The following is a 23497-nucleotide window of genomic DNA, read 5'->3' as shown; positions in this document are numbered from 1 at the left end:
ATAACTGGAACATTTGTGTGAGATGAAAAAATAGCGTGTAATTAATACTGCCCTACAGTGCTTCTTTAATCACTTTTTTGTAATAGAGAACTGAGAGTATTCCGAAAATCGAATATAAAGAAGTGTATAGTAACATGACCGCAATCATTGGTGTCCAAAGCTCGGTGCCAAACAAGAACCAGCCTGATTGGACAGCAAAATAACTATGAAGTAGTCCAATCATCAAAGGTATTCCAAAATTATAAAGTTGTTTTGCTTGAATTCCTTTTAGTAAGTCTCCTTGGGTGAAACCAAGCTTTCTCAAGATGGTATAGTGGGACTTTTCATCTTCACTTTCATCCATTTGTTTAAAATAAAGAATACAGCCTGATGTGATTAGAAAGGTTAATCCAAGAAATCCAACGATAAACATCATAAGGCCCATGATTTGTTTCTGATTGTTGCTCATTTCAAGACGTGAAAAGTTGCCTGGTTTCTCACTGATAGCTAATTTTTGAAAAATTTCATTGGCCTTTTTTATATTTGCTTCGTCTTTTATATCGATTCCGATATAAAGGGAGGATGCTTGCTGAATTTTTGGATCAAGGTCCTTTTTCAAGCGCTGAAATATCGTTTCATCAACAATGGCAACAGGCAGGCCGCCACTCGTAAAATTGTAAGGAACGATGAATTCTTTTTCTAAACCTTTATATTTCTGCGGAATGGTTTCCTTAATTCCTATAAATTCAATTTGTCCAGAGGCTTTAAGTGACATCATTTTCTCCATCAGATCATTGTACCCTGTAAAAAGGGTTTCTTCTTTCGATAGATTGAGGTCTTTTACGGATGTTTCACTTACCACTGGAAGGATCATGATATTTGAATCAAAGTTTAATTCTTTTATATGTGTATCCATAATTTTCTCAAGATTAGCAGTTACTTGAATGACATCGATTCTTTTTTCACGGTAGACAATGCTTTCAGCTTTTAGTGCTTCTTTAAATTGTTCTGCATCCTCGTTACTGGTTAGTGAGAAATTCGTAGGAACACTATTTTCAGCACTTTTTTCTGCAGAATAGTAGGAGATATAGCTTAAGGACAATAACCCTATCGCTAGTGCAGAAACTGTAGTGATAATGGTTAATAATAAGGCATTCGATTTCATTCGAAACATAATCGAAGATAGCGACAATACTTCATTAATATTCAAATATCCGCCCTTCTTTTTTCGAATCATATTCGTGATAAATGTGACAGAACCTTTATAAAAAAGGTAAGTCCCTATGATGACAGATCCAAGAATGAAAATCATTGCCAAGAAAAGTTCATTGATTGATGTAAAGTCCCCATCAAATAACTTTGATGAAATATAGTAGCCTGAAAGAATCAATATAATTCCCATCACTCCGAAGATCATTTCGAAAATGCTTATCTTTTTCACTCTACCTTCTGCCGAAGAGACCACCCTAAATAACGATAAAATCGTTTGTCTTTTAATAAATATATAGTTCATCAACATGATAAAGAGGTAGATGACTCCAAAAACAATGAGTGATTGGACAAATGCTTTTACAGAAAATTGAAGGGCTGTGCTCGTTTCCAGGCCCATCAATTTAAATAAAATCATCATGATTAATTTTGAGCCTGAAAATCCGATAAAGATTCCAATGAGTAAGGAGCAGAAATAAAGAATAAAGTTCTCTAAACTCAAAAGGCGGAAGATTTCACTCTTTGTCATACCGATTAATTGGAATAAACCAATTTCTTTACTGCGCCTTTTCACAAAGAGATGGTTGGCATATAAAAGGAAAATCATAACAATCGCAATAAGAAGGACGGATGCAGCCTTAATGGCAGCCGCCCCTTTAATTGTCTCTTTTGCTTCATTCAAGGATGGATCATACTGCAATGTGACAAAGGCAAAATAAAGTGCGACACTAAAGATTAACGCAAATACATATAGATAATAATTCTTTAAATTTTTCTTCAGATTGCGAAGGATGAGTTGATTAATGCTCATTTTGCACCCCGCCCAAGACAGCTTGTGTTTTCATAATGTCATTGAAAAAGGCTTTTCTTGATTCGTCCCCTTTATTTAATTGCGTATAGATTTGCCCATCTTTTATAAAAATGACTCTACTGCAATAACTAGCTGCGACCGGATCATGGGTGACCATAATAATCGTTGCTTTACGTTTCAGGTTTAATTCGCTTAACTTATTTAACAAGTCGGATGCAGATTTCGAATCGAGTGCACCAGTTGGTTCGTCAGCAAAAATAATGCTTGGTTGATGGATAAAGGAACGAGCAGCAGAGGTACGCTGTTTTTGGCCGCCAGAAATTTCATTGGGATACTTATCTTTCAAATCATAAATGCCTAGTTCTGTTGCGACCTCTTTAAATTTTTGATCAGCTTCTTTTTTGGATACTTTTGTTATTGATAGAGGTAAAAGAATATTTTCTTTCACTGTCAAGGTATCCAATAAGTTATATTCTTGAAAGATAAAACCTAAATGGTTTTTACGGAATTCAGCGAGCTGCTTTTCTTTCATCCCAGTCATTTCTTTTCCATCGATATGGATGGTTCCGGTGCTAACCTTATCAATTGAAGAAAGTACATTAAGCAAGGTTGTTTTTCCGGAACCAGATGCTCCCATGATGCTGACAAATTCTCCTTTTTCCACACTAATATCGATGCCCTTTAATACTTCTTGTTTATTAAATTTATTGCCATAGTTTTTATAAATTTTTGTTGCTTCCAATATCGCCATATTGACACACTCCTTTTACCGATAGTTTTATTATAAAGAGTCTGGATGCTGTTATCCTTCGATTCAACGAACAAACAAGAAAGGCATGTGACATTTTTGTCACATGCCTGCAATATGATGAAATTCATTTCTTTTTGGAAACAGTAAGGTGAAAGTTGTTCCTGCTCCGAGTTTTGAGTGTACTTCGATATGAATAAGTAAGGGTAGAGCTGCTTTTTTGGCTAAGTATAGTCCCATGCCTGTTGCTGCATTGTCTTGATGTTTGGATGTAGAGGTAAAGCCTTTATCAAATATTCGGGGCAAGTCTTTTGCGTCAATACCACGTCCGAAATCTTGAACCTCTAAGTAAGTTTGCTCATTTTGCTGATAGGTTTTAATGATAATATCTGATGCTTCACTATACTTTACGGCATTGGTTAATAGCTGTCTGAGAATAAAGGCTAACCATTTGCCATCACTAAAGACTGTTGTCATCTCTAAATCCACATCAAATCCAATTCCTTTTTGAATACACCATGATTGTAACTCTTTAATCTCCTTAAATAGTAACGGTTTTACATCTAGCTTTTCAATATACAAATCATTTTCAATAAAGAGAAGGCGCTTCTGATGAAGCTTCTGGTCAAGCAGCAAATGAATTCGCAGCCATTCGTGGGTCAGTTGTGCTTTTGTGGCTTCATCGTCCAAGCGTTCAATCATTAAATGCATCGCTGTTAACGGTGTTTTTACCTCGTGAATCCAAGATAGTAGTTCATCCTTTTCCTGTTCTAAAGTAACCCGATTGATGGAGGCATCCTTTTTTAACCGTTCTGTTTGATTTGTTATACTTTCTTCAATTATTCTTTCGAAAGGACTATCTGCAGCGGCTAAACTCGTTAAATCGAGATTGGTATCCCAGTCTTCAAGGCTTTTGTAGAATCTCGTCTCTTTGTGGTAGCGGATGATGATAAAGATGGTAAAGATTATGGTGGATAAAAAAACGATATATAGGATCGGTGTTAATGGGATGGTCGAATCAACAAAAGTGACAAAGATGATAAACAGATGCAGGAAAAGGAATAGAAAAATCCAACTGCATCTTTCGATAAAAAATTTTCTAATCATAGTCCTGTGCCTCTTCGACAGCCATGTAGCCTTGTCCCACTTTTGTTTCAATATATCTTCCTAAACCAAGATCATCTAGTCTTTTACGCAAACGATTGACATTAACCGTTAATGTATTATCACTAACAAAACGCTCATCATCCCATAAGCTTTTCATTATTTCTTCACGGCTAACAATTTTATTTTTTTGCTCAATTAGTTGTTTTAAAATAAAAATTTCATTCTTCGTTAACTCAATGGATCCAGTTTCATTGGTGACGGTATTACTTTCATAATCGACTGTTGCACCGTTCCATGTTTTAAGTTTGATTTTTTCTGTATTGTAATTATAGACACGGCGAAGGATAGCTTGTATTTTCGCAATGAGCACATCGAAATGAAAAGGTTTTTGAATAAAGTCATCTGCACCAAGCTGCATTGACATCACCATATCAGTCGGATGATCGCGTGATGATAGAAAGATAATCGGAACATTTGAACGCGCGCGAATCATCCGGCACCAATGAAAGCCATCAAACTTGGGCAATTGAATATCAATAATTACTAAATCAGGTTTTACAGCGATAACATCTTGCATAACTTGACTAAAATCAGTAATACCATAGACATCATAAGACCAACCAGATAATCGGTCTTTCATTTCATGATAGAGAGTAGCATCATCTTCAATTAACAGGAGTTTGAACAAGTATTCACCTCACTTTTACTTTTACAATAAATTGTAATGTAAAAAATTCCTGTATTCTATATATTAATTAGTTAATTTATTCATGTTGAAAGTTCAAATGATGGAAAAATGCGGGATTTATCTAAGCCTTGAAATAGATTTCTTTCATTGAAAAAATCCCCTTTTGGAAATTATTTTATCTCGTGAAAGAAGGCATTTTAAATAGTATTATACATCTGATAATGGTATAATTTCCAAAAAATAAAAAATTCCAATTATTATATTCATGAACTGGAGCTATTGGTGAGGAGGAGTTTATGAAAAAGTTTCTGGTCATTAGTCAAATTCTTTATTTAATATGTACATTACCATGGTTGATCATTTGGGGATTGTCGTTTATGAGTTTTGATAATGGTATAGGATTGGGTAATGTTACTTTTGTTTTATCCATTGGTTTATATCCAATAGCGGTAATCATTTGTAGCATCATCGCATGGATCCTTCATGTACGCAAAAGACGTGTTGCTATTATTGTTAATTTGATACCAATGTTATGGATTATTCTTTTAGGAGTACCATTGATCATTATTAATCTATAGGATTATTAATCTCTTAATAAGATAGTTATTAGATTAAAGGAGGAGCTGTCTATATGGCCAATACCTATTTCTTTACTGGTTTCCCTGGATTTTTAGCAACTTCCTTAATTAAAAAAATTATTCATGATCAATATGAGATAGACCATATTTATCTACTAGTTTTACCAAATCAAGCACAAAAGGCTTTAGAGGAGATTGGAAAAATAGTAAAAGAAGAAGGAATTAGCGTGGAGATGTTTACCGTAATTAAAGGTGACATCACGAAGCCACATCTGGATATACAGCCTGGGCTAAATGAAAGTTTACATAATAAGGCTACGCATATCTTTCATCTCGCAGCGATATATGATTTAGCTGTTCCAAAGGATATTGCCTATAAGGTAAACGTAATGGGAACGAAAAATGTAAATGAGTGGGTTTTGAATTGTCAAAAGATCAAGCGTTATATCTACTTTAGTACCTCCTATGTGGCGGGAACACGCGAAGGTAGAATCCTTGAATCACAATTAGAAATGAATCAAAGCTTCAAAAATCATTATGAAAGGACAAAATGCGAAGCTGAAGTACTCGTACAAAGTCTTAAAGATAAGGTGCCAACGACCATAATTCGACCTGGAATTGTAGTTGGAAATTCAAGAACAGGAGAAACAATTAAATTTGATGGTCCTTATTTTATATTAAATTTTTTCGATAGACTTAAATTTTTGCCTATCCTACCTTATTTGGGTCAAGGGAGAGCGAAGGGCAATTTTGTTCCTGTTGATTACATATTTAATGCTACCGTCTATCTTGGACATGCTGAAGTAGGAATAGGAAAGACCTATCAATTAACAGATCCGAAACCTTACAGTGCAAAAGAAGTTTATCGAATGCTTATGAAAGAATACCTTGGTAAGGAACCGATAGGGATGATTCCACTTTCATTTGCAAAATGGTTTCTATCTTTTTCTGTTTTTCGAAAATGGGTTAAGGTAGAAAAAGAAGCCTTGGATTACTTCACTTGCCTGGCAGAGTATGATTGTACACAAACGGAGCATGATTTGAGGGGCTCCGGCATAACTTGTCCTGATTTTAAGGAAATTATTCCTCCTATGGTTGACTATTATAGGAAGCATAAAAATGATAAAGAAAAACATCTTACAATCCAGTAAAAACAAAAACGAGGCCCTACAAGAATAATTTTATCTTGTAGGGCCTCATTTTTTTAGAAGATAAGAAAGTATAACATTTTTGGATTTCAAAAATTGTCCAGCGCAAGCGTCCTAGCCCCGACGTACAGGATGTACTAGTGTCGACAATGCGACAGGACGTCGCGTTTTTGTCGACCTCGAGGTCAAATGTTCGCTAGCCAAAAAGTCAAAGAACGACTTTCCGACTGGCGAAGCATTTGCTTGGCAAACCAAAGAACGGTTTGCATAAGTGCGACTAGGTCTCTGGCTTCGCTACTCTCGCCAATCGACCAGTCTTCTTTATCGGGGCTGATCAAGGCGCCCCGCGCTTTTCTTAATTTTCTTCTATTTCTTTTCGGTTTTTCTTGAATAGCTTAGATAAGACTTCATAAACGATTGGTACAACAATTAAGGTTAATAATGTTGAACTTGTTAAACCACCGATTACGGTAATACCAAGACCTTTCGAGATTAAACCGCCACCGCCTGAACCCAGTGCTAATGGGATTAAAGCACCAATTGTAGCGATTGCTGTCATAAGGATTGGGCGCAGACGTGTAGCCCCTGCCTCAAGAACAGCTTCACGCATTGTCATTCCATCACGTTCCATATGAATGATACGGTCTACTAGAACGATGGCATTCGTTACAACGATACCAATTAACATTAATAGACCCATCATGACAGATACAGAGATCGTTTCACCAGCAATCAATAAACCAACAAATGAACCTATTACCGCAAATGGTAACGAGAATAGGATGGCGAATGGTGCGACACCTTCTCGGAATGTAACAACAAGGATAAAGTAAACGATCGCAACTGCCGCTGCCATAGCGACACCAAGCTGTGTAAAGGTTTCAGTCATATCCGCCTGTACACCCGCAACGCCAACTGTAACTCCTTTAGGTAAATCTAACTTATCAATGTCTTTTGCTACTTTTGATGATGCTTTGGAAATATCATCTCCAATGACTTTTCCTGATACGGTTGCGAAGTATTCGCCTTTACTACGTGCAAGTGTATTTAGTGTTGTCCCTTGCTTAACTGTTACAAGCTCAGAAAGTGGCACGGCTGTACCAAGTGCTGTCGGTACTTGTGTAGCTAAAAGATCTTCAATTGATTTTGGTTGCGTCGTTTGTTCTTGCTGAACAATGACATCTAGGGAATTCCCATTTTTCTCAACCGTTGTTAAAACATCTTTTGTTTTCATTGGGTTTAACATCATGACAAGCTGTCCTGCAGTTAAACCATACTGTAACAGCTCATCCTGTGCTACTTGGAAAGTATATTCAACATAAGCGTCCTCTGCACTTGAGGTAACTTTTTCTAAGCCTTTATTTTTTTTCATGACTTCTTCTACCATTTTTACAGATTGATTTAGTTTATTTAAATCTTCACTGTAGAATGTGTAGCTAACTTCATTTGCAGGCCCTGACATCGATGAGAAGTTTTGGCTCTTCCATTCACCTGTTTGTCCTATGTTAAACACATAGTCTTCAATTTCCGAGCGTGCCTCTGGGAAGTCTTCCATTTCTGGGTCAAAGATGAGGTACATTAATCCACCACCTGCACCCCCGCCCATCATCGCTGACATTTGATCTCCTGCTTCTGTAATAGAAACTTGAACGATATTAATATCATCACGTTTTAGCATCTTGTCTTCGACGACTTTAATATTTTCCAGTGTTTCTTCCGGTAGTTCGCCTGCTTTTGGTGTGTACGTTAAGTACATCACTTTATCTTCCTCACTACCCATGAAGCTGAAACCGATTAATGGTGTTAAAGCTAAGCTACCAACTAATAAAACAATCGCAATGATTGAGGTAATGATTTTATGGTTTAGTGTTTTTTCAAGGAAACCTTTGTACCAATTCGATAACTTACCAGACTCTTTATGGCTCTTTTCTGTCTTTTCGCTATATAACTTCTTCTTGAACAAGAAATGCGAAAGGGCTGGAACGATGGTAATGGCAACAATTAATGATGCCCCAAGTGCAAATGCCATCGTTAATGCGAATGGCGCAAACAGCTCTCCTACCATACCACCGACGAAGATAAGTGGTGCGAATACGGCAACCGTTACTAATGTGGATGACATGATTGGTTTAAACATTTCAATGGTCGCTTCACGCACTAGGGCACGACCTGTTAATTTCTCATCCTTTAAATGCAGTCGACGATAAATATTTTCAACTACGACGATTGAGTCATCGATGACTCGACCAATAGCGACCGTAATCGCACCAAGAGTCATAATATTAAGCGTAATATCCATCCAGTTCAGTAGAAGCAAGGCCATGAAAATCGAAACGGGAATGGATACAATGGAAATAATCGTTGATTTAAAATCACGTAGGAAAAGAAGAATGATTAAGACAGCAATTAATCCACCAAATACTGCTTTTTCAATCATGGTTGAAACCGATTCTTTAATTGGTGCACCCTGGTCAAGAGTTACATCAATGACAAGTCCATCGATCTTTGCCTTTTCCTCTTTCACTAACTTCTTCACTTTGTCTACGACATCAACTGTGTTTGCTTGTTGACCTTTAACAATTTGAATGGCAATAGCCTCTTTACCGTTTGTACGTGAAACCGATTGTACTTTACCAACGAGGTTAATGGTAGCGATATCGCTAAGTTTCACAAATGGTGTTGGATTGGTAGCTGACGGTGTGACAGGAATAAGCATATTCTTTAATTCATCAGCTGTCATGAACTTGCCGTCAATCGCAACAGCCTGTTCACCTTCTGTAAACTCGTAAAGTCCTAATGAAACAGAAAGATTACTAGCTTGAATCATTTGTTTGACCTTATCTTCAGTTAAACCAAGCTCATCCATTTTTGCTTTGTTATACGTTAAGTCCACTTCTTCGATGTGTTGTCCTGTGATTGTCGCGGAAGCAACACCATCGATTTTTTCAATTTTTGGAATTAAACTTTCTTCAACTGTTGACGTTAATTCAACAATATCCTCTTTTTTACTACTTACACTTAAAGCAACAACTGGCATCATGTTCATGCTAATGGCTGTTGTTGTCGGCTTTTGTGCTACTTCTGGTAATTTCACTGTTTCCAACGCAGATTGTAAGGCGCGTTTTGCTTCATCCATATCAATACCGTATTCATACTCCACTTGAATACTTGCCATGTTAGAATAGGAATTTGAATATACGGCTTTCACGTGTTCAAGACCTTCAACTGCTTTTTCTATCGGCATGGACACATCTTCCATGACTTTTTCGGGAGTGGCCCCAGGATATACATCCATTATCATTAAATAAGGAATTGATATATTTGGAATCGTCTCCATATTCATACGTGTACCTGAATAAATACCAGATACCGTTATGATAATCGTAAGCAACCATACGGCTAATTTATTCTTTAAGACAAAATTGACTAAACCTTTCACTGTTACACCTACCCTTAATTGACTTGTCGAACCCATTTATTTATACTAATGACTAATGAGTCATTTGTCAAACAAAAGACTATAGGAGCGATTGAATAAAATGGTAAAAAAACAATTAATTATGGAAAAGGCTTTAGAGCTTTTTGCAAAGCAAGGTTTTGAAGCTACATCCGTTCAACAAATAACAGAGCATTGCGGTATTTCAAAAGGTGCATTTTACTTATCTTTTAAGTCAAAGGACGAATTAATTATCGCTTTGATTGACTATTTTATGATGCAATTCATTTCTGATATTGACTATATAGTCAGAAATGCGAACGATGAAAAACTTTTATATGAATTTTATTATGAAATATTTCATTCTTTTCATAAGCACTCTGATTTCGGTAAAATTCTCATGAAAGAGCAATCACAAACATTTAATCAAGATTTCATTGTAAAAATGCAATATTACGAAAAATTACTTGAGAATATTATTTTATCCATGATTGAACGATTATACGGGGAACAAGTCAAACAAACAGAATATGATTTAATTTATTGTATTAAGGGTTTCATGAATACTTATTCCCATTTGTTCTTATTCTATAATGTTCCCTTAGATTTAAACTTACTATCTGAGTCCCTCGTGGAAAAAACAAATTTACTGGCGAGACATACGACTATCCCATTTATTTCTCAAGAGCTAATAGATATGTTTAATCAGCCAATAAATGAGGAAGTAAAAAAGGAACAGATGGTTGAAATGATGGAGCAAAAAGTAGATGAAATGGAAGAGTCAATTGAAAAAGAATCTTTATCCCTGTTAAAAGAGCAGCTAATTGAACCGACTTTTGGTCCGGCCATTATAAAAGGATTACTAGAAAATATTCGAAATCATCCACATTGTAAATGGATAGCTTATTTTCTTCGTCGTTATTATGGGTTTTAAAGAGGACAAAGGGGACAGGCTGTCCCCTTTGTTGTGTGTAATTCAACTGTCCAATATTTGCTTAAGCACCAGATTGTTTAAAATGAATGGATATTTTATATAGTAATTTTATGAACAGTATATTTATTTTAATGCTGTTTTAAACTTCGTCTTAATATCTCATCTATAGTCCAAAAGAATAAAGCAGTAATTGATCCAAAAATTATAGCTGAATCGACTCCTCCCCTAAATAATGGAGATGACGCATTACTAGGGAAAATAAAACTAAACATTACACCGAAGAACAAGTGAACAATCAAAGCAAAAAAAGCACGTATATTTCCCGTTAAATTCTTACTTACATAATCAGAAAGAAATGTGACTGGAATTCCATAAAATAAAATATAAGGTGATAAAATCAGACTAAACATTCCGGTCATCACAATTAACTCAAGAGGTTGCTTCCATTCTCCAAAAAATACGGCAAAAATGAACGCCAATGATAAAGGGGGTGCTAATAATGTTGTTATCAATTTTCTTTTAACCATTATCAATTTCCTCCCTCTGAAAAAGATAACCTACTTTTTAACTATCCCATATTTAAGATTGCTTTAGTTTAATAGAAATCTTCACAATCTTATATTTGCTTTAACATAAATATCCATTTCTGACTTTTTTTGAATTTCCATTCTCTAAATCAACCTTTAACTTTAAATTAGCTAAAATTCCCCAAACAGACTTTGTTAAAAATCCGTTCTTCGGAACAATTTGAATAGCGTATCAAAAGGACCTTCACTTTAGGCTATCTAAAAATATCTCATTTTTATTTCCTAAGACCATAAGAGCAAGAATGAGGACGAAATAAAGATATATTCCTTGATAAAATGGGTCCTACAAACTTTTGTCTAGGAGGAAATAAAAATGAACAAAATTCAGGAATTCAATAAATTACATTCGTCAAAGGAAGTATTATTTCTAGGGAATGCCTGGGACCTATTATCAGCTTTAACTCTTGAAAAAGTGGGCTTCAAAGCAATTGGTACAACGAGTTGGGGGATTGCCAACTCACTTGGATTTGCAGATGGTGAATTAATTGATTTTGACAGACATTTAGGAATCATTAAAACGATTACAGAAAATGTGAAAATACCTGTTTCGGCAGACATTGAGGCAGGCTATGGGGATAATCTAGAAAAGATTATTGATAATGTTTTGAGGACGGCAGATGTTGGGGTTGCAGGCATCAATATCGAGGATTCATTAAAAAAACAAATAGGTTTAAAAGAGATATCTCATCATTGTGATCTTTTATCAAAAATGAGAATGGCATTAGATCAAAATGGTTATAAAGATTTTTATATTAACGCAAGAATTGATACATATTTTCATCATGAAAATCCTCTTATGGAAACAATTGACCGTGCAAAAGTGTATGTGGAGAGTGGGGCTAGTGGAATTTTTGTTCCTGGAGTAACCAATGAGGAAGAGATTAAAGAAATTGCGAGCAACGTAAACGCTCCACTTAACGTATTATCATTACCTGGATTAACAAATTGTACTAAAATAAAAGAATTAGGAGTTAAACGCTTCAGCTTTGGAAATGCGCTTTCAGACAAAATAATCGCTTTCTTAGAAAAGAATGTGGAACAATTATTAACGTTTAAGGACACCTTACATTTGTATGAGGACTAGATTTAAAAGGAAAGGAGGCCGATAATGGATAATATTAATCTTTCATTTGAAGAAATGTGGGAGAAAATTATTTCTTGTGATCGTAAATATGATGGTTTATTTTATACCGCCGTGAAAACAACAAAAATCTACTGCCGACCTTCATGTAGGTCTAGAAAGCCCAAAAAAATAAATGTTCAATTCTACTATGACATCAATGAAGTTGAAAGTGCGGGCTTTCGAGCTTGCAAAAGATGTCAGCCAGAGGCTGAACATTCTCCTCATATTGGACTTGTCAGAAGCGCTATTAGCTTTTTAGTCAATCATTATAAACAAAAATTAGAATTACAGGATATTGCCGAACATATCGGTGTAAGTTCCTTTTATCTTGAACGGTTATTTAAACAGGAAACTACAGAAACTCCACGCACTTATTTAGAAAAAATAAGAATTGATAAAGCTGCACATCTCCTTCATAGCACCGATCGAACCAATCTTGAAATTTGCTATGAGGTGGGATTTCAAAGTCCTTCCAACTTTTACAAGGTGTTTCGTCGTTTGAAAAATTGTTCCCCAAGTGAATATCGATTAAGGGAGCTACAAAAATGAAATGGATCGATTTAGGAGCTTCTATTGAAATTTACCCACCAAAGGAATTTAATTTTCAAGAATGCCTAGTTTTTTTAGGAAGATCACAGTTAGAAATACTGCATCAAATAAGAGATGGTTACTTATATAAATTAGTAAAATTGGATGAAGAAATGATTTTATTAAAAATAGGAAACAATCACCACTCTATTCAAGTAGAATTCCCTATGCATAAACCATCAACAAGCGTCCGTGAAAAAGTGGCAGCGTATATATGGGAATGGTTTGATTTGAATCAACGTTTGAGCGGATTTTATGAAGTGGCTAATAATGATGCAATATTAAAGCAAATGGCTAATAAATATTACGGCTTAAGGATTATTTGTATCCCAGATTTATTTGAGGCTTTGACTTGGGCTATAATGGGTCAACAAATTAATTTATCCTTCGCCTACACATTAAAGAAGCGATTCGTTGAACAATTTGGTGAATGTCTTACTTTTGAAGGGGAGAACTATTGGATCTATCCAACCGCTGAAAAAATAGCCATCTTAGAGGTAGAGGATTTAAGAAAGTTGCAAATTACTTTCAGGAAAGCCGAATACATTATTGGAGTTGCCAAAACCATGGCAAATGGTAATATCTCAAAAGAGTTGTTACAGCAGGAACCAAACATTCAATCCGTACAAAATTCATTAACCGCTATTCGGGGTGTAGGAGCATGGACGGCAGATTATGTGAGAATGAAATGTTTGCATGATCCGACTGCATTTCCAATTGCGGATGTCGGACTTCATCAAGCATTAAAGCTTCAATTAGGGCTTGAACAAAAACCGACAATTGAGGAAATAAGAGATATAGCAGTAAATTGGGAAGGCTGGCAAGCATATGCTACCTTTTATTTATGGAGGTCTTTATATGAGTAAACTACATAAATTGGATTACGAATCTCCGATTGGAATGATCGAAATAATAGGTACCAGTGAAGCGATCTGTTCCATTCTGTTTTCTGAAAGGGATACGGTAGTCAATGATTTGCAAGAAGAGACACCTGAGGTTCTAGAGCAGTGTAGGGATCAACTTGATCAGTATTTTAAAGGTGAACTTCATGAATTTACCTTTCCTTATACATTCGAAGGCACAAATTTTCAAAAAACAGTGTGGAACGCATTAATCAATATTCCTTATGCCGAAACGGGTTCCTATAAAGATATTGCAGTTTCGATTGGAAATGAAAAAGCCATCAGAGCTGTCGGAAGTGCAAATGGAAAAAACAAATTAAGCATCGTGATTCCGTGCCACCGAATTATCGGTTCAAATGGGACATTAACGGGATACGCAGGTGGTTTGTGGAGAAAAGAATGGCTGCTTAATCATGAGCGGTCTTTTAAAAAGTGATGTCTTAAGTATGGAATATACAATTCTGTCTTTTTTAAAGGAATTACGTTCCTGTTGTGATAAAGAGTTCGTGTTTATTACGCATCCTTCATTCAATAAGGGGAAAATTTAATCAAATGGATATTAATGGGGGACTCATATAGAGTCCCGATTCTATTCTAATTTACTTTTATTCATAAGGTTCTGTACTAAATTTATAACCAATTCCTCTTAAAGTCACAATGAAGGGGTAGTCAGTATATTTAGCGATTTTTTCTCTTAAATGTCTAATGTGTACGTCCACTGTTCTTTCATTTATAATCTTTTCACTAGTTTTATAGATGGTATTGATCATTTGTTCTCTCGTGAAAATTTGGTCAGGGTGTGTCATAAATAGGTAAAGAAGTCTATATTCGAAATGGGTTAACTCCAATACCTTGTCATGGAATTTTACCATTCCTTTGATCGGCTTTATCGTTAAACCCTTATAGCTTAGCTTACTGCAGCGATTGGCGGTTCTCCTTAATACGGTTTCAATTCTAACCGATAGCTCCTCTATATTATAGGGTTTCCCAACATAATCATCGGCTCCCTTTTTTAAGCCTTCAATTCTATCTTGATCTGTATTTTTGGATGATAAAATAATAATAGGTACATTGTTGTCCAATTCAAAGCGCAGCCACCAGCAAATGTCTAGGCCGTCCATATCAGGAAGCTCTGTTTCTAGTAATACAAAACAAGGATCATATTTTAGGTATTTTTCTCGTGCTTCCATACCATTGGCTGCTTCAAGTATTTCAAAGCCTTGCCTCGTTAAGTGAAACCTGACAAAAGCTCGGTTTTCATTATGATTGTCTATAAATAGGATTGTTTTGCCTGTTAATTTTCTATCTTCCACTTGATCAACCCCTTAACCACATTATAACGATAAAAAACAGAGTTTCTGAAAAGTATTATTACAATTTAACGAAAAAACGACCCGTTATAAAACGGGCCACCTTATTTAAGTTTACTTGTTAGCGGTTTCCTTTTTACCAGCAAGTGTTTCATAGGCTGCATCATCAGGGGCATCCCCATTTGGCCAGTCATAAATTTTATCAGGAAAATCTGCTCTTGGCATTGAGTTAATATAAGCGGCGATGCTCATCGCTTCTTGATCCGTAAAGGAGCCTGGTTCATATCCGCCTGTCGATACTTTTGGCATATATGCCTTGATAAATCCTCCTGCTGTTCTTACACGTGACATACCGGCTCCGATGTTGTAAGATTTGTCTCCCCAAAGGGCAAGTCCTGTGCCGCCCCCCGATCCATCTTCTCCGTGACAGGTAATGCAGGCTTTGTTATAAAGTTCTCTACCTTCATCAATGTTTATTGTTGCTAAATCACCCTCTGCCTTTGGCAGTTTTGCCCATGGCCTTTCGGTTGTACCGTCTGGAACATTTTGTGAAATAAAAGTATAATAAGTAACCATGGCTTTCAATTCATCGCTTTCCTTTGGAAGAGGTTTTCCATTCATACTTCTTTTAAAACAACCATTAATCCGGTCTTCTATGGTTACCTCTTTTCCTGCCCTAGGATTGTATTGTGGATACGTTTTGGAAATCCCTACAAGATCGAGAGATCCATCCACTCCCCCATTTGCATGACAACTAGCACAACTAAGGGTATTCCCTACATAACCATCAAGCACATCGCTTGTTTGATTATGAAGTTTTTCACCAAGCTTGATTAATTCGCCTTCTTCCCCTGTAGGAACTTCATCCATACTTGGAGGTAAATATGGATGATCTGATTTTTCCACTTGAGCCACCGTATTTTCTGGCGGAGTAGTTACTAAAGTTGGTTCACTTGGTTTAAGAACGAATAAATAAAGTACACTAAATCCAAGTATGATGGTCCCAACAATTGCTAGAACAGAAGGCAAGAACAACTTATTCATTTTTAAGCACCTCTCCTTTTCGGTGAATCTTCTAAATTGGAGAAAATTTTACCGAATCATTTTATAAACTAATTATGGAAAATGATTGTTAAGATTAGGTTAATTAAAAATGAGCGTTTCGTGAACTATTCATTGGGGAGAGGTGGGGACACGGGGAGGGGACACGTACCTCGTCCCAATTCAATAGAAAGTGGGACAAGGTGCCAGTCCCAATTGAAATTTCAATTATTCTACCTTAACTTTGATTTTATCAACAGCATTATATCCGTAACCTTTTTTATTCCAAAAAGGTATGGTTGGCTGCATTCGACCAGATGAATCTGTTGCTTTAGATAGAATCGTATATTCACCTTTTTCGAATATTGTCCATTCATAAGTCCAAGATTTCCAGCCATAACTTGTATTTTTAGTAGACCCTACATTTGCATCTACCCAAGTACCACCACCATCCATACTAATTTCTACCTTTGTTATATTGCCTTTACCTGTCCAAGCAATTCCTTTAATCAAATGTTTACCAGTATTTAAAATTTCCATATTTAAAGGCTGTTGAATAGTCGAATTTACATTTATAGTAGTGACAGGGAATGCATCCTGGTTATTTTCTTTATTCGGATAATAAACATAATCGACTGTTTGAAAAGGTCCAGTGAAATTAGAATCAATCACACTTATCTGCTTCATCCATTTAACTGATGCCATTGCATACCACTGTGGAACGATTAATCGAAGCGGATAACCATGCTTAAACGGAATCGGCTGGTTGTTATACTCATATGCAATAATTGTATCAGGGTGGAGTGCCTTCTCAATCGGTAAACTCCTAGCATAAGTAAAAACATTGTCTTGGTCGGTCCTTATTCCAAAATCATATCCTTCCACGACAATTTCTTTTCCCCCTTCTCTTACCCCAGCTAATTCGAGGATAGTCCGCAACGGTACACCCTTCCAATAACCTTGGCTAATAGCTCCCTTTCCCCATTGTTCTCCAAAAACTTTAGGTTCAAAAAATTCACGTTTATCTCCTGAACATTCGAGGATAACTTGCACCGTTTTCGAGGGGTATTGAAGAATGTCTTGCATAGAAAGTAATAATGAGTTTGATACGAGCCCATTTATAGGGAGCCAATAATTGGAGTAAGAAAGAGTCGGATAAGGAAAGTGATTTCGTCTATAGAATAATTGGTTCTTCGTAATATCCGAATGAATGAACTGAATAGGTGTTTCCTGATTCTCTGGAAGCAAACTACGTGTCAACAAGTAGGGCTTAACTTTATAATGTTTTGAGCTATCCATAACATCCTCCTAATTAAAAGGTTTATGTAGAATGTATATGTGCAGCGTATTCTAATTAAGCTATTCTAAATTGGAAGTCTCGATATTTCACCCGTAGATTAATATAATAACTAATAACTTCCACTCAATTTCCCCGTTGAATAATATATAGTAAAAATGTTAGGAATCATTTTCACCCTATGATAAGAGGATAGGAGGGGGATAGAAATGACCACAAAGAAATTAATAAAACAGATAGCAATCATTCTCATTTTATTTGTCTCAATTGGTTTTTCAAATATGGCAAGTGCTTCTACTTTAATGTATACGACCACTCTAGATTTAAATATTCGCACAGGATCTACTCCGTCATATCAGATTATAGGTACTGTAAAAAAGGGAACTAGACTTAATGTAACTGGAAAGGCCTCTAACGGCTGGTACATTGTTGATTTTAAAGGTAAAAAGGGCTTTGTCAGCAACAAATATGTAAAGGTTGCCACTGGAGAGAAAGGTAATTCCATCCAAGTCGTAACTAACCCAGAAAGTGTACCTGTACTAGTCAATAAACAGAATAAGTTACCTGAAAAATATACACCTAAGGATTTAGTGTATACGACCATTCCATTTACTTTTAAAGAGAAAAGTGAAAAAAAGAAAATGAGAAAGGAAGCCGCTGTAGCCATAGCGAGATTATTCGAGGGGGCAAATAAGCAAGGGATTCGTCTCTTAGGTGTGTCTGGTTATCGGTCCCATTCTACGCAAACTGTACTATTTAACTACTATGTAAAAAAGGACGGTTATGAAAAGGCTAGAACATATAGCGCATTGCCTGGAACAAGTGAGCATGAAACAGGTCTTGCAATTGATGTAACGGGTGGTAATGGTAAGTGCCCAGCTCAGGATTGCTTTGGAAAAACAAAAGAAGCAAAATGGCTTCAATTCCACGCGTATGAATACGGCTTTATCATTCGCTATCCGAAAGGAAAGGATTCAATCACGGGTTATAAATATGAGCCTTGGCATCTAAGATATGTTGGTAAGACAATCGCAAAGGATTTAAGGAATAGAGGAATTACACTAGAAGAGTATTATTCGATTCCAGTTAATAAGTAATGGGACACGGGTTCCTCGTCCCAATTCGATAGAAAGAGGGATAAGTTCCCTGTCCGAGACCACTGAAAAAATGGGTGCTTTTTCAGTGGTCTCTTCCTGTGCCTATGTCCCCACCTAAATATACGATCATTTCTGTAGTGCTAGCTGATGAAGCTTCTTTTTTGTAAAGCGAAATAGAAAGATTAACATTAAAGCGGCAGTTGGATAGGTAGGGATGGAATAATAGAGTTTCCAGCCCGTATAGGTCAAGAGACGATTTTTTATACAAAGCCATTCAAAGAATATCGAAAAGCCTGTCCACGAAAGAATATACCAAACAGTTTTTCTTCCATAGAGCTCCCACTTATCATAGCCGTATAAGAAAAGTAATGAGGAAGATGGGTAAATGATTAAGTGGAATATTCCACCAGAAAGTTCATAGGTAGGATTATCACCAAATATATATAGCTTAAATGGAGTAGCAATGAGGAAATAATCGATTGTTGCCACTAATGCAATATTGTAAACCCAAATAATCGAAACAAGCACTAAAGGAAAGTACTTTCGAATAATCAGAAACATAAAGAGAAATGTAGAAGATGATATAATGCTGAACCATTCATTCCAATCGAAGGTTACATTCATATATTCCATCCTCCTCTATAAAGGATCTTTTGAAAAAATTTCATAAAACCAATTAGGATCAATTGCGTAGCCAACCAGAAGGAAAATGACCACCAAAGCTTCCAATGGACATGTTTTATGACACCAAATAAATCGGATAACCATTCCAAACCAACTAAAAAGAAAACGGATAGGATGATAATGAAAAACCTTTTAAAAAGGTTCCTTCCTATTTGAAAATAATGAAGAAATGTGACTAAAACAATAGGAAATAGAACGATACGGTTTAGAAAATGGGCGAACTCAAGACTTAATTGTTGAGGCACTATAATTCTTTTAAAATTCATATAGCAAAGAGCCGAAAAATTTTGATAAAGATAGGAAGCAATCATCCAATAAACGAGGATTTCAAGTATATGTAGACTTTTCTTTTTTTTAATGAATAAATACATAGCCAACACATTCAGTATGGCGTAAAAGAATAAAGTCATTCATGAAACCACCTTTACTGAAACACATAATTTTACATTATTTGGATGAATCGAATAGTCTCCATGTTATTTTGCACTAAGAAAGAGAGATTTATGATATTTCATATAATGTCTGGTATGGGGGCAGGTTCCTCATCCCAATTCAATAGAAAGAGGGACAAGTTTCCTTATGTCCCATTTATACTTCAATCTGTTTGATGATTTTCGCTGGATTTCCCCCTACGACAACATTATCGGGTACATTTTTCGTTACGATTGCACCGGAAGCAATTACGACATTATTTCCTATATTTACTCCAGGGTTTATTACCGCTCTACCACCGATCCAAACATTATGGCCGATATGGACTGGTTTACTGTATTCTAACCCTGAAATTCTTTCAGTTGGATCTAATGGATGTGTGGCTGTATAGATGTGTACGCCTGGGGCAATAAAGCAGTTATCCCCTATTCTAATATCGCAGACGTCCAAAAATACACAATCAAAATTTGCATAGAAATTTTCACCCACATGGATGTTATAACCATAATCACAACGGAAATTAGGTTCAATGTATAGATTCTTTCCAGTTGAACCGAATAATTCTTTTAAAAGTTCCGTTCTTCTGTTATCCTCCGTTTCAAGTGACTGATTGTATAATCATGTTAGTTTCCGTGCATTTAATCTTTCATTCAATAATTCTGGGTCAGCAGGATTATAAAGTTCACCATTCACCATTTTTTCTTTTTCAGTTTTCACGAATGTTCCTCCTTTTTCTTTTGTTATTTCATTATTATACAGTATAGTAGTAGAAAATAAGGATATGTAGGGGGTATGGTGGATGGAGATAGGTGTAAGTACGTTTGTTGAAACAACGCCAGATGTTCAGACTGGCGAAGTGATGAGTCATGCACAACGTTTGCGTGAAGTAGTGGAGGAAATTGTCTTAGCTGACCAAGTTGGATTAGATGTTTTTGGTGTCGGTGAGCATCATCGGAAAGATTATGCGGCTTCTTCTCCTGCGATTGTTCTAGCTGCGGCTGCCTCGAAGACGAAAAGGATACGTTTAACAAGTGCGGTTACGGTCCTTTCTTCTGCTGACCCAGTACGGGTATTCCAAGATTTTGCGACTCTTGACGCCATTTCAAACGGTCGAGCAGAAATTATGGCTGGCAGAGGTTCCTTTATCGAATCGTTTCCACTGTTTGGCTATGATTTAAAAGACTATGATGAGCTTTTTGAAGAGAAGCTGGAGTTGTTATTGAAAATACGTGAGTCTGAGAAGGTAACATGGACAGGCGGGCACCGACCAGCTATTAACAATCTAGGCGTGTATCCACGTCCTGTTCAGGATCCTTTACCTGTTTGGATTGGCAGCGGTGGTAACTCGCAATCTGTTATTCGTGCAGGTCTGCTTGGGTTACCACTTGTTATAGCCATTATTGGAGGAAGCCCGCTTCAGTTTGCCCCGCTTGTAAAGCTTTATAAAAGAGCAGCAGCTCAGGCAGGTCATGATCTAACAAAACTCCCTGTAGCGTCCCATTCCCATGGATTTATTGCTGAGAACACTGAAATGGCAGCCGATAAATTTTTCCCATCTACTCAGCAAGTCATGAACGTATTAGGCAAAGAGCGTGGTTGGGGTCATTATGACCGAAGAAGCTTTGATGCGGCACGTAGCTTTGAAGGAGCACTTTACGTTGGTGATCCAGAAACAGTTGCTGAGAAAATTATTCATCTTCGAAAAAATGTAGGGATCACACGCTTTATGCTCCACGTACCTGTTGGAACGATGCCGCATGATGAGGTGATGAAAGCGATTGAACTGTTAGGAACGGAAGTAGCACCCCGAGTCCGAGAGGAAATCTCTCGGTGGGAAGAAACGGAATGAATGAATTTTGAATCGTTCATTTTAATGGATATCAACTAGATAAAAAGGAACTGGGTGATTCTTTGCCCAGTTCCTTTCATTAATAAGGTAAGAAAGTATAACTTATTCGGACTTCGAAAATTGTCCAGCACAAGCGTCCTAGCCCCGACGTGCAGGATGTACTAGTGTCGACAATGCGACAGGACGTCGCGCCTTTGTCGACCTCGAGGTCAAATGGCGCCCCAAAGATGAGGTTAAAGAGCAAACCTCCTCTTTGGGACGGCATTTGCTTGTCAGGGCTGATCAAGGCGCTTGCGCTTTTCTTGATAAATTCGAATTTCGATTGCTGGTATGAAAAGCAGAGAGAGAATATATATTGATGGAAATGACTAAACGTGAAATGGATGAATTTACTTTTGTATTAAGTCAGTAGGCAAATTTCTGATAAATTTGAAAAAGGGGGAGGAGAGGTTATGGAAAAATATATTCTATCACTTGACCAAGGAACAACCAGTTCACGTGCAATTATTTTTAACCAAAAGGGGGAAATTGTTCATACTGCTCAGAAAGAATTCAACCAACTATTTCCAAAACCTGGTTGGGTAGAGCACAATGCGAATGAGATTTGGGGATCCATTCTCTCAGTGATTGCAGGGGTATTATCAGAATCAGCTATTAAACCTAAACAAATTGCAGGAATTGGGATTACGAATCAGAGAGAGACAACGGTTGTATGGAATAAAGAAACTGGACTTCCGATATATAACGCTATTGTCTGGCAATCAAGACAAACGACTGATATTTGTGAAGGCTTAAAGGAAAAAGGTTATAGTGATATCTTTCGTGAAAAAACCGGCTTGTTAATTGATGCATACTTTTCAGGAACGAAAGTAAAATGGATTTTAGATAACGTAGACGGAGCAAGGAAACAAGCTGAGGAAGGAAAATTATTATTCGGCACAATAGACACGTGGTTAATATGGAAGCTTTCAGGGGGAAAAGCACATGTGACCGACTATTCAAATGCATCACGAACACTTATGTATAACATCAATGAATTAAAATGGGACGAAGAATTATTAAAGATTTTAGATATTCCTAAAGAAATGCTTCCTGATGTACGCTCATCTTCTGAGATTTATGCGCATACAATTGACTATCATTTCTTTGGTGAGAAAATCCCTATTGCAGGAGCTGCTGGTGACCAACAGGCTGCATTGTTCGGGCAAGCTTGTTTTACGAAAGGAATGGCCAAAAATACTTACGGAACAGGTTGTTTTATGTTAATGAATACGGGTGAAACAGCCGTGAAATCCAAACATGGACTATTAACTACCATTGCATGGGGATTAAATGGGAAAGTGGAATATGCACTCGAAGGAAGTGTATTTGTGGCAGGATCGGCTATTCAATGGCTTCGTGATGGGCTACGTATGATCAAGAACGCTAAAGACAGTGAGTCCTATGCAACTCAAATCAAGTCTACAGAAGGAGTTTATGTTGTTCCGGCGTTTGTAGGGTTAGGCACACCTTACTGGGATAGCGAGGTACGAGGTGCTGTATTCGGTTTAACCAGAGGTACCTCAAAAAATCATTTTATCCGTGCGACATTAGAGTCTTTAGCCTATCAGGCAAAAGATGTATTAAGTGCAATGGAAGCCGATTCCCAGATGAAATTAAAGACGCTTCGCGTGGATGGAGGAGCCGTGAAAAATAATTTTCTTATGTCCTTCCAGGCAGACCTATTAAATGTAACGGTTGAGAGATCAAAAATAAATGAAACAACTGCCTTAGGTGCCGCCTATTTAGCTGGTTTAGCCATCGGCTTTTGGAAAAATCAAGAGGAAATTTCCAAACAGTGGGCTATTGACCATACATTTGAACCTTCCATGGATGAGGATAAACGTGAGCAACTGTATCAAGGCTGGAAAAAAGCAGTTCAAGCAGCGATTGCCTTTAAGTAGTATAAG

At 36.7% G+C, this 23497-nt stretch carries 21 protein-coding genes and 1 pseudogene; 10 read left to right on the top strand and 12 right to left on the bottom strand.

Features of this window, described 5'->3' with window-relative positions:
• Positions 1-52 precede the first annotated feature (52 nt).
• The 4 genes from ACFSO7_RS23750 to ACFSO7_RS23735 all read right to left on the bottom strand — a co-directional run bounded on the left by ACFSO7_RS23750 (position 53) and on the right by ACFSO7_RS23735 (position 4542).
• A complete protein-coding gene (locus ACFSO7_RS23750; protein ID WP_377879938.1) occupies positions 53-1999 on the bottom strand; it encodes an ABC transporter permease in 1947 nt (648 codons plus the stop codon).
• A complete protein-coding gene (locus ACFSO7_RS23745; protein ID WP_377879937.1) occupies positions 1989-2750 on the bottom strand; it encodes an ABC transporter ATP-binding protein in 762 nt (253 codons plus the stop codon). The genes ACFSO7_RS23750 and ACFSO7_RS23745 overlap by 11 nt, the downstream gene beginning before the upstream one ends.
• 99 nt (positions 2751-2849) lie before the next feature.
• A complete protein-coding gene (locus tag ACFSO7_RS23740) occupies positions 2850-3854 on the bottom strand; it encodes a sensor histidine kinase (RefSeq protein ID WP_377879936.1) in 1005 nt (334 codons plus the stop codon).
• Positions 3847-4542 carry a response regulator transcription factor gene (locus tag ACFSO7_RS23735; RefSeq protein ID WP_377879935.1) on the bottom strand — a complete coding sequence of 232 codons (696 nt, stop codon included), beginning with the start codon at positions 4540-4542 and terminating at the stop codon, positions 3847-3849. The genes ACFSO7_RS23740 and ACFSO7_RS23735 overlap by 8 nt, the downstream gene beginning before the upstream one ends.
• A 296-nt stretch (positions 4543-4838) precedes the next feature.
• Here ACFSO7_RS23735 and ACFSO7_RS23730 point away from each other — a divergent pair, with 296 nt between their 5' ends.
• Positions 4839-5120 (top strand): hypothetical protein, encoded by a 282-nt coding sequence (locus ACFSO7_RS23730; protein WP_377879934.1) that lies wholly within the window; start codon positions 4839-4841, stop codon positions 5118-5120.
• Positions 5121-5173: 53 nt separating this feature from the next.
• On the top strand, positions 5174-6271 hold the full coding sequence (locus tag ACFSO7_RS23725; protein WP_377879933.1) for an SDR family oxidoreductase: 1098 nt from the start codon (positions 5174-5176) through the stop codon (positions 6269-6271).
• A gap of 352 nt (positions 6272-6623) precedes the next feature.
• On the opposite strand, the gene ACFSO7_RS23720 is transcribed toward ACFSO7_RS23725, so the two are convergent.
• The gene (locus ACFSO7_RS23720) at positions 6624-9707 is read right to left on the bottom strand and encodes an efflux RND transporter permease subunit (RefSeq protein WP_377879932.1); all 3084 of its coding nucleotides are present in this window, start codon (positions 9705-9707) and stop codon (positions 6624-6626) included.
• A gap of 100 nt (positions 9708-9807) precedes the next feature.
• Here ACFSO7_RS23720 and ACFSO7_RS23715 point away from each other — a divergent pair, with 100 nt between their 5' ends.
• Positions 9808-10638: a TetR/AcrR family transcriptional regulator gene (locus tag ACFSO7_RS23715; RefSeq protein WP_377879931.1), complete on the top strand. Its 831-nt coding sequence runs from the start codon at positions 9808-9810 to the stop codon at positions 10636-10638.
• Between the two features lie 128 nt (positions 10639-10766).
• On the opposite strand, the gene ACFSO7_RS23710 is transcribed toward ACFSO7_RS23715, so the two are convergent.
• Positions 10767-11165: a hypothetical protein gene (locus ACFSO7_RS23710; protein WP_377879930.1), complete on the bottom strand. Its 399-nt coding sequence runs from the start codon at positions 11163-11165 to the stop codon at positions 10767-10769.
• A 373-nt stretch (positions 11166-11538) separates the two neighbouring features.
• Here ACFSO7_RS23710 and ACFSO7_RS23705 point away from each other — a divergent pair, with 373 nt between their 5' ends.
• From ACFSO7_RS23705 to ACFSO7_RS23690, 4 genes are read left to right on the top strand one after another with little or no spacing between them, the layout of a single operon-like run.
• Complete coding sequence (locus tag ACFSO7_RS23705) at positions 11539-12309, top strand: isocitrate lyase/PEP mutase family protein (RefSeq protein WP_377879929.1); 771 nt, start codon at positions 11539-11541, stop codon at positions 12307-12309.
• A 24-nt stretch (positions 12310-12333) separates the two neighbouring features.
• Positions 12334-12897 carry a bifunctional transcriptional activator/DNA repair enzyme AdaA gene (locus ACFSO7_RS23700; RefSeq protein ID WP_377879928.1) on the top strand — a complete coding sequence of 188 codons (564 nt, stop codon included), beginning with the start codon at positions 12334-12336 and terminating at the stop codon, positions 12895-12897.
• A complete protein-coding gene (locus ACFSO7_RS23695; RefSeq protein WP_377879927.1) occupies positions 12894-13802 on the top strand; it encodes a DNA-3-methyladenine glycosylase family protein in 909 nt (302 codons plus the stop codon). Before ACFSO7_RS23700 ends, ACFSO7_RS23695 begins: the two co-directional genes overlap by 4 nt.
• The gene (locus ACFSO7_RS23690) at positions 13795-14274 is read left to right on the top strand and encodes a methylated-DNA--[protein]-cysteine S-methyltransferase (protein WP_377879926.1); all 480 of its coding nucleotides are present in this window, start codon (positions 13795-13797) and stop codon (positions 14272-14274) included. The genes ACFSO7_RS23695 and ACFSO7_RS23690 overlap by 8 nt, the downstream gene beginning before the upstream one ends.
• A 169-nt stretch (positions 14275-14443) precedes the next feature.
• On the opposite strand, the gene ACFSO7_RS23685 is transcribed toward ACFSO7_RS23690, so the two are convergent.
• The 3 genes from ACFSO7_RS23685 to ACFSO7_RS23675 all read right to left on the bottom strand — a co-directional run bounded on the left by ACFSO7_RS23685 (position 14444) and on the right by ACFSO7_RS23675 (position 17488).
• Complete coding sequence (locus ACFSO7_RS23685; RefSeq protein WP_377879925.1) at positions 14444-15151, bottom strand: response regulator transcription factor; 708 nt, start codon at positions 15149-15151, stop codon at positions 14444-14446.
• A 111-nt stretch (positions 15152-15262) separates the two neighbouring features.
• On the bottom strand, positions 15263-16192 hold the full coding sequence (locus ACFSO7_RS23680) for a c-type cytochrome (RefSeq protein WP_377879924.1): 930 nt from the start codon (positions 16190-16192) through the stop codon (positions 15263-15265).
• Positions 16193-16417: 225 nt separating this feature from the next.
• Positions 16418-17488, bottom strand: a complete 1071-nt coding sequence (locus ACFSO7_RS23675; RefSeq protein WP_377879923.1) for a sulfite oxidase — start codon at positions 17486-17488, stop codon at positions 16418-16420.
• Between the two features lie 207 nt (positions 17489-17695).
• Here ACFSO7_RS23675 and ACFSO7_RS23670 point away from each other — a divergent pair, with 207 nt between their 5' ends.
• Positions 17696-18583 carry a D-alanyl-D-alanine carboxypeptidase family protein gene (locus ACFSO7_RS23670; protein WP_377879922.1) on the top strand — a complete coding sequence of 296 codons (888 nt, stop codon included), beginning with the start codon at positions 17696-17698 and terminating at the stop codon, positions 18581-18583.
• 126 nt (positions 18584-18709) lie between these two features.
• Here ACFSO7_RS23670 and ACFSO7_RS23665 read toward each other — a convergent pair whose 3' ends face one another.
• The 3 genes and pseudogenes from ACFSO7_RS23665 to ACFSO7_RS23655 form a co-directional block, all read right to left on the bottom strand.
• Complete coding sequence (locus ACFSO7_RS23665; protein ID WP_377879921.1) at positions 18710-19207, bottom strand: hypothetical protein; 498 nt, start codon at positions 19205-19207, stop codon at positions 18710-18712.
• Complete coding sequence (locus ACFSO7_RS23660; protein ID WP_377879920.1) at positions 19204-19677, bottom strand: hypothetical protein; 474 nt, start codon at positions 19675-19677, stop codon at positions 19204-19206. Before ACFSO7_RS23660 ends, ACFSO7_RS23665 begins: the two co-directional genes overlap by 4 nt.
• A gap of 178 nt (positions 19678-19855) precedes the next feature.
• Positions 19856-20416: pseudogene (locus tag ACFSO7_RS23655) on the bottom strand (maltose acetyltransferase domain-containing protein).
• Between the two features lie 82 nt (positions 20417-20498).
• Between ACFSO7_RS23655 and ACFSO7_RS23650 the strand changes: the two are divergent.
• Positions 20499-21548 (top strand): LLM class flavin-dependent oxidoreductase, encoded by a 1050-nt coding sequence (locus ACFSO7_RS23650; RefSeq protein WP_377879919.1) that lies wholly within the window; start codon positions 20499-20501, stop codon positions 21546-21548.
• Between the two features lie 452 nt (positions 21549-22000).
• Positions 22001-23491, top strand: a complete 1491-nt coding sequence (gene glpK, locus ACFSO7_RS23645; protein WP_377879918.1) for a glycerol kinase GlpK — start codon at positions 22001-22003, stop codon at positions 23489-23491.
• Positions 23492-23497 lie beyond the last annotated feature (6 nt).

The sequence above is a fragment of the Bacillus sp. CGMCC 1.16607 genome, from assembly GCF_042683745.1.
In the GTDB taxonomy this organism is placed as follows: Bacteria; Bacillota; Bacilli; order Bacillales; family Cytobacillaceae; genus Pseudoneobacillus.
Note: the sequence above shows the minus strand (reverse complement) of the source record. Positions and strands in the feature narration are given on the sequence as shown.

Bases quoted from the DNA above. Each gene is read 5' to 3' on its own strand.
- ACFSO7_RS23750 (WP_377879938.1), bottom strand. From the start codon at position 1,999: ATGAGCATTAATCAACTCATCCTTCGCAATCTGAAGAAAAATTTAAAG.
- ACFSO7_RS23745 (WP_377879937.1), bottom strand. From the start codon at position 2,750: ATGGCGATATTGGAAGCAACAAAAATTTATAAAAACTATGGCAATAAA.
- ACFSO7_RS23740 (WP_377879936.1), bottom strand. From the start codon at position 3,854: ATGATTAGAAAATTTTTTATCGAAAGATGCAGTTGGATTTTTCTATTC.
- ACFSO7_RS23730 (WP_377879934.1), top strand. From the start codon at position 4,839: ATGAAAAAGTTTCTGGTCATTAGTCAAATTCTTTATTTAATATGTACA.
- ACFSO7_RS23725 (WP_377879933.1), top strand. From the start codon at position 5,174: ATGGCCAATACCTATTTCTTTACTGGTTTCCCTGGATTTTTAGCAACT.
- ACFSO7_RS23715 (WP_377879931.1), top strand. From the start codon at position 9,808: ATGGTAAAAAAACAATTAATTATGGAAAAGGCTTTAGAGCTTTTTGCA.
- ACFSO7_RS23710 (WP_377879930.1), bottom strand. From the start codon at position 11,165: ATGGTTAAAAGAAAATTGATAACAACATTATTAGCACCCCCTTTATCA.
- ACFSO7_RS23705 (WP_377879929.1), top strand. From the start codon at position 11,539: ATGAACAAAATTCAGGAATTCAATAAATTACATTCGTCAAAGGAAGTA.
- ACFSO7_RS23700 (WP_377879928.1), top strand. From the start codon at position 12,334: ATGGATAATATTAATCTTTCATTTGAAGAAATGTGGGAGAAAATTATT.
- ACFSO7_RS23695 (WP_377879927.1), top strand. From the start codon at position 12,894: ATGAAATGGATCGATTTAGGAGCTTCTATTGAAATTTACCCACCAAAG.
- ACFSO7_RS23690 (WP_377879926.1), top strand. From the start codon at position 13,795: ATGAGTAAACTACATAAATTGGATTACGAATCTCCGATTGGAATGATC.
- ACFSO7_RS23680 (WP_377879924.1), bottom strand. From the start codon at position 16,192: ATGAATAAGTTGTTCTTGCCTTCTGTTCTAGCAATTGTTGGGACCATC.
- ACFSO7_RS23675 (WP_377879923.1), bottom strand. From the start codon at position 17,488: ATGGATAGCTCAAAACATTATAAAGTTAAGCCCTACTTGTTGACACGT.
- ACFSO7_RS23670 (WP_377879922.1), top strand. From the start codon at position 17,696: ATGACCACAAAGAAATTAATAAAACAGATAGCAATCATTCTCATTTTA.
- ACFSO7_RS23665 (WP_377879921.1), bottom strand. From the start codon at position 19,207: ATGAATGTAACCTTCGATTGGAATGAATGGTTCAGCATTATATCATCT.
- ACFSO7_RS23660 (WP_377879920.1), bottom strand. From the start codon at position 19,677: ATGACTTTATTCTTTTACGCCATACTGAATGTGTTGGCTATGTATTTA.
- ACFSO7_RS23650 (WP_377879919.1), top strand. From the start codon at position 20,499: ATGGAGATAGGTGTAAGTACGTTTGTTGAAACAACGCCAGATGTTCAG.
- glpK (WP_377879918.1), top strand. From the start codon at position 22,001: ATGGAAAAATATATTCTATCACTTGACCAAGGAACAACCAGTTCACGT.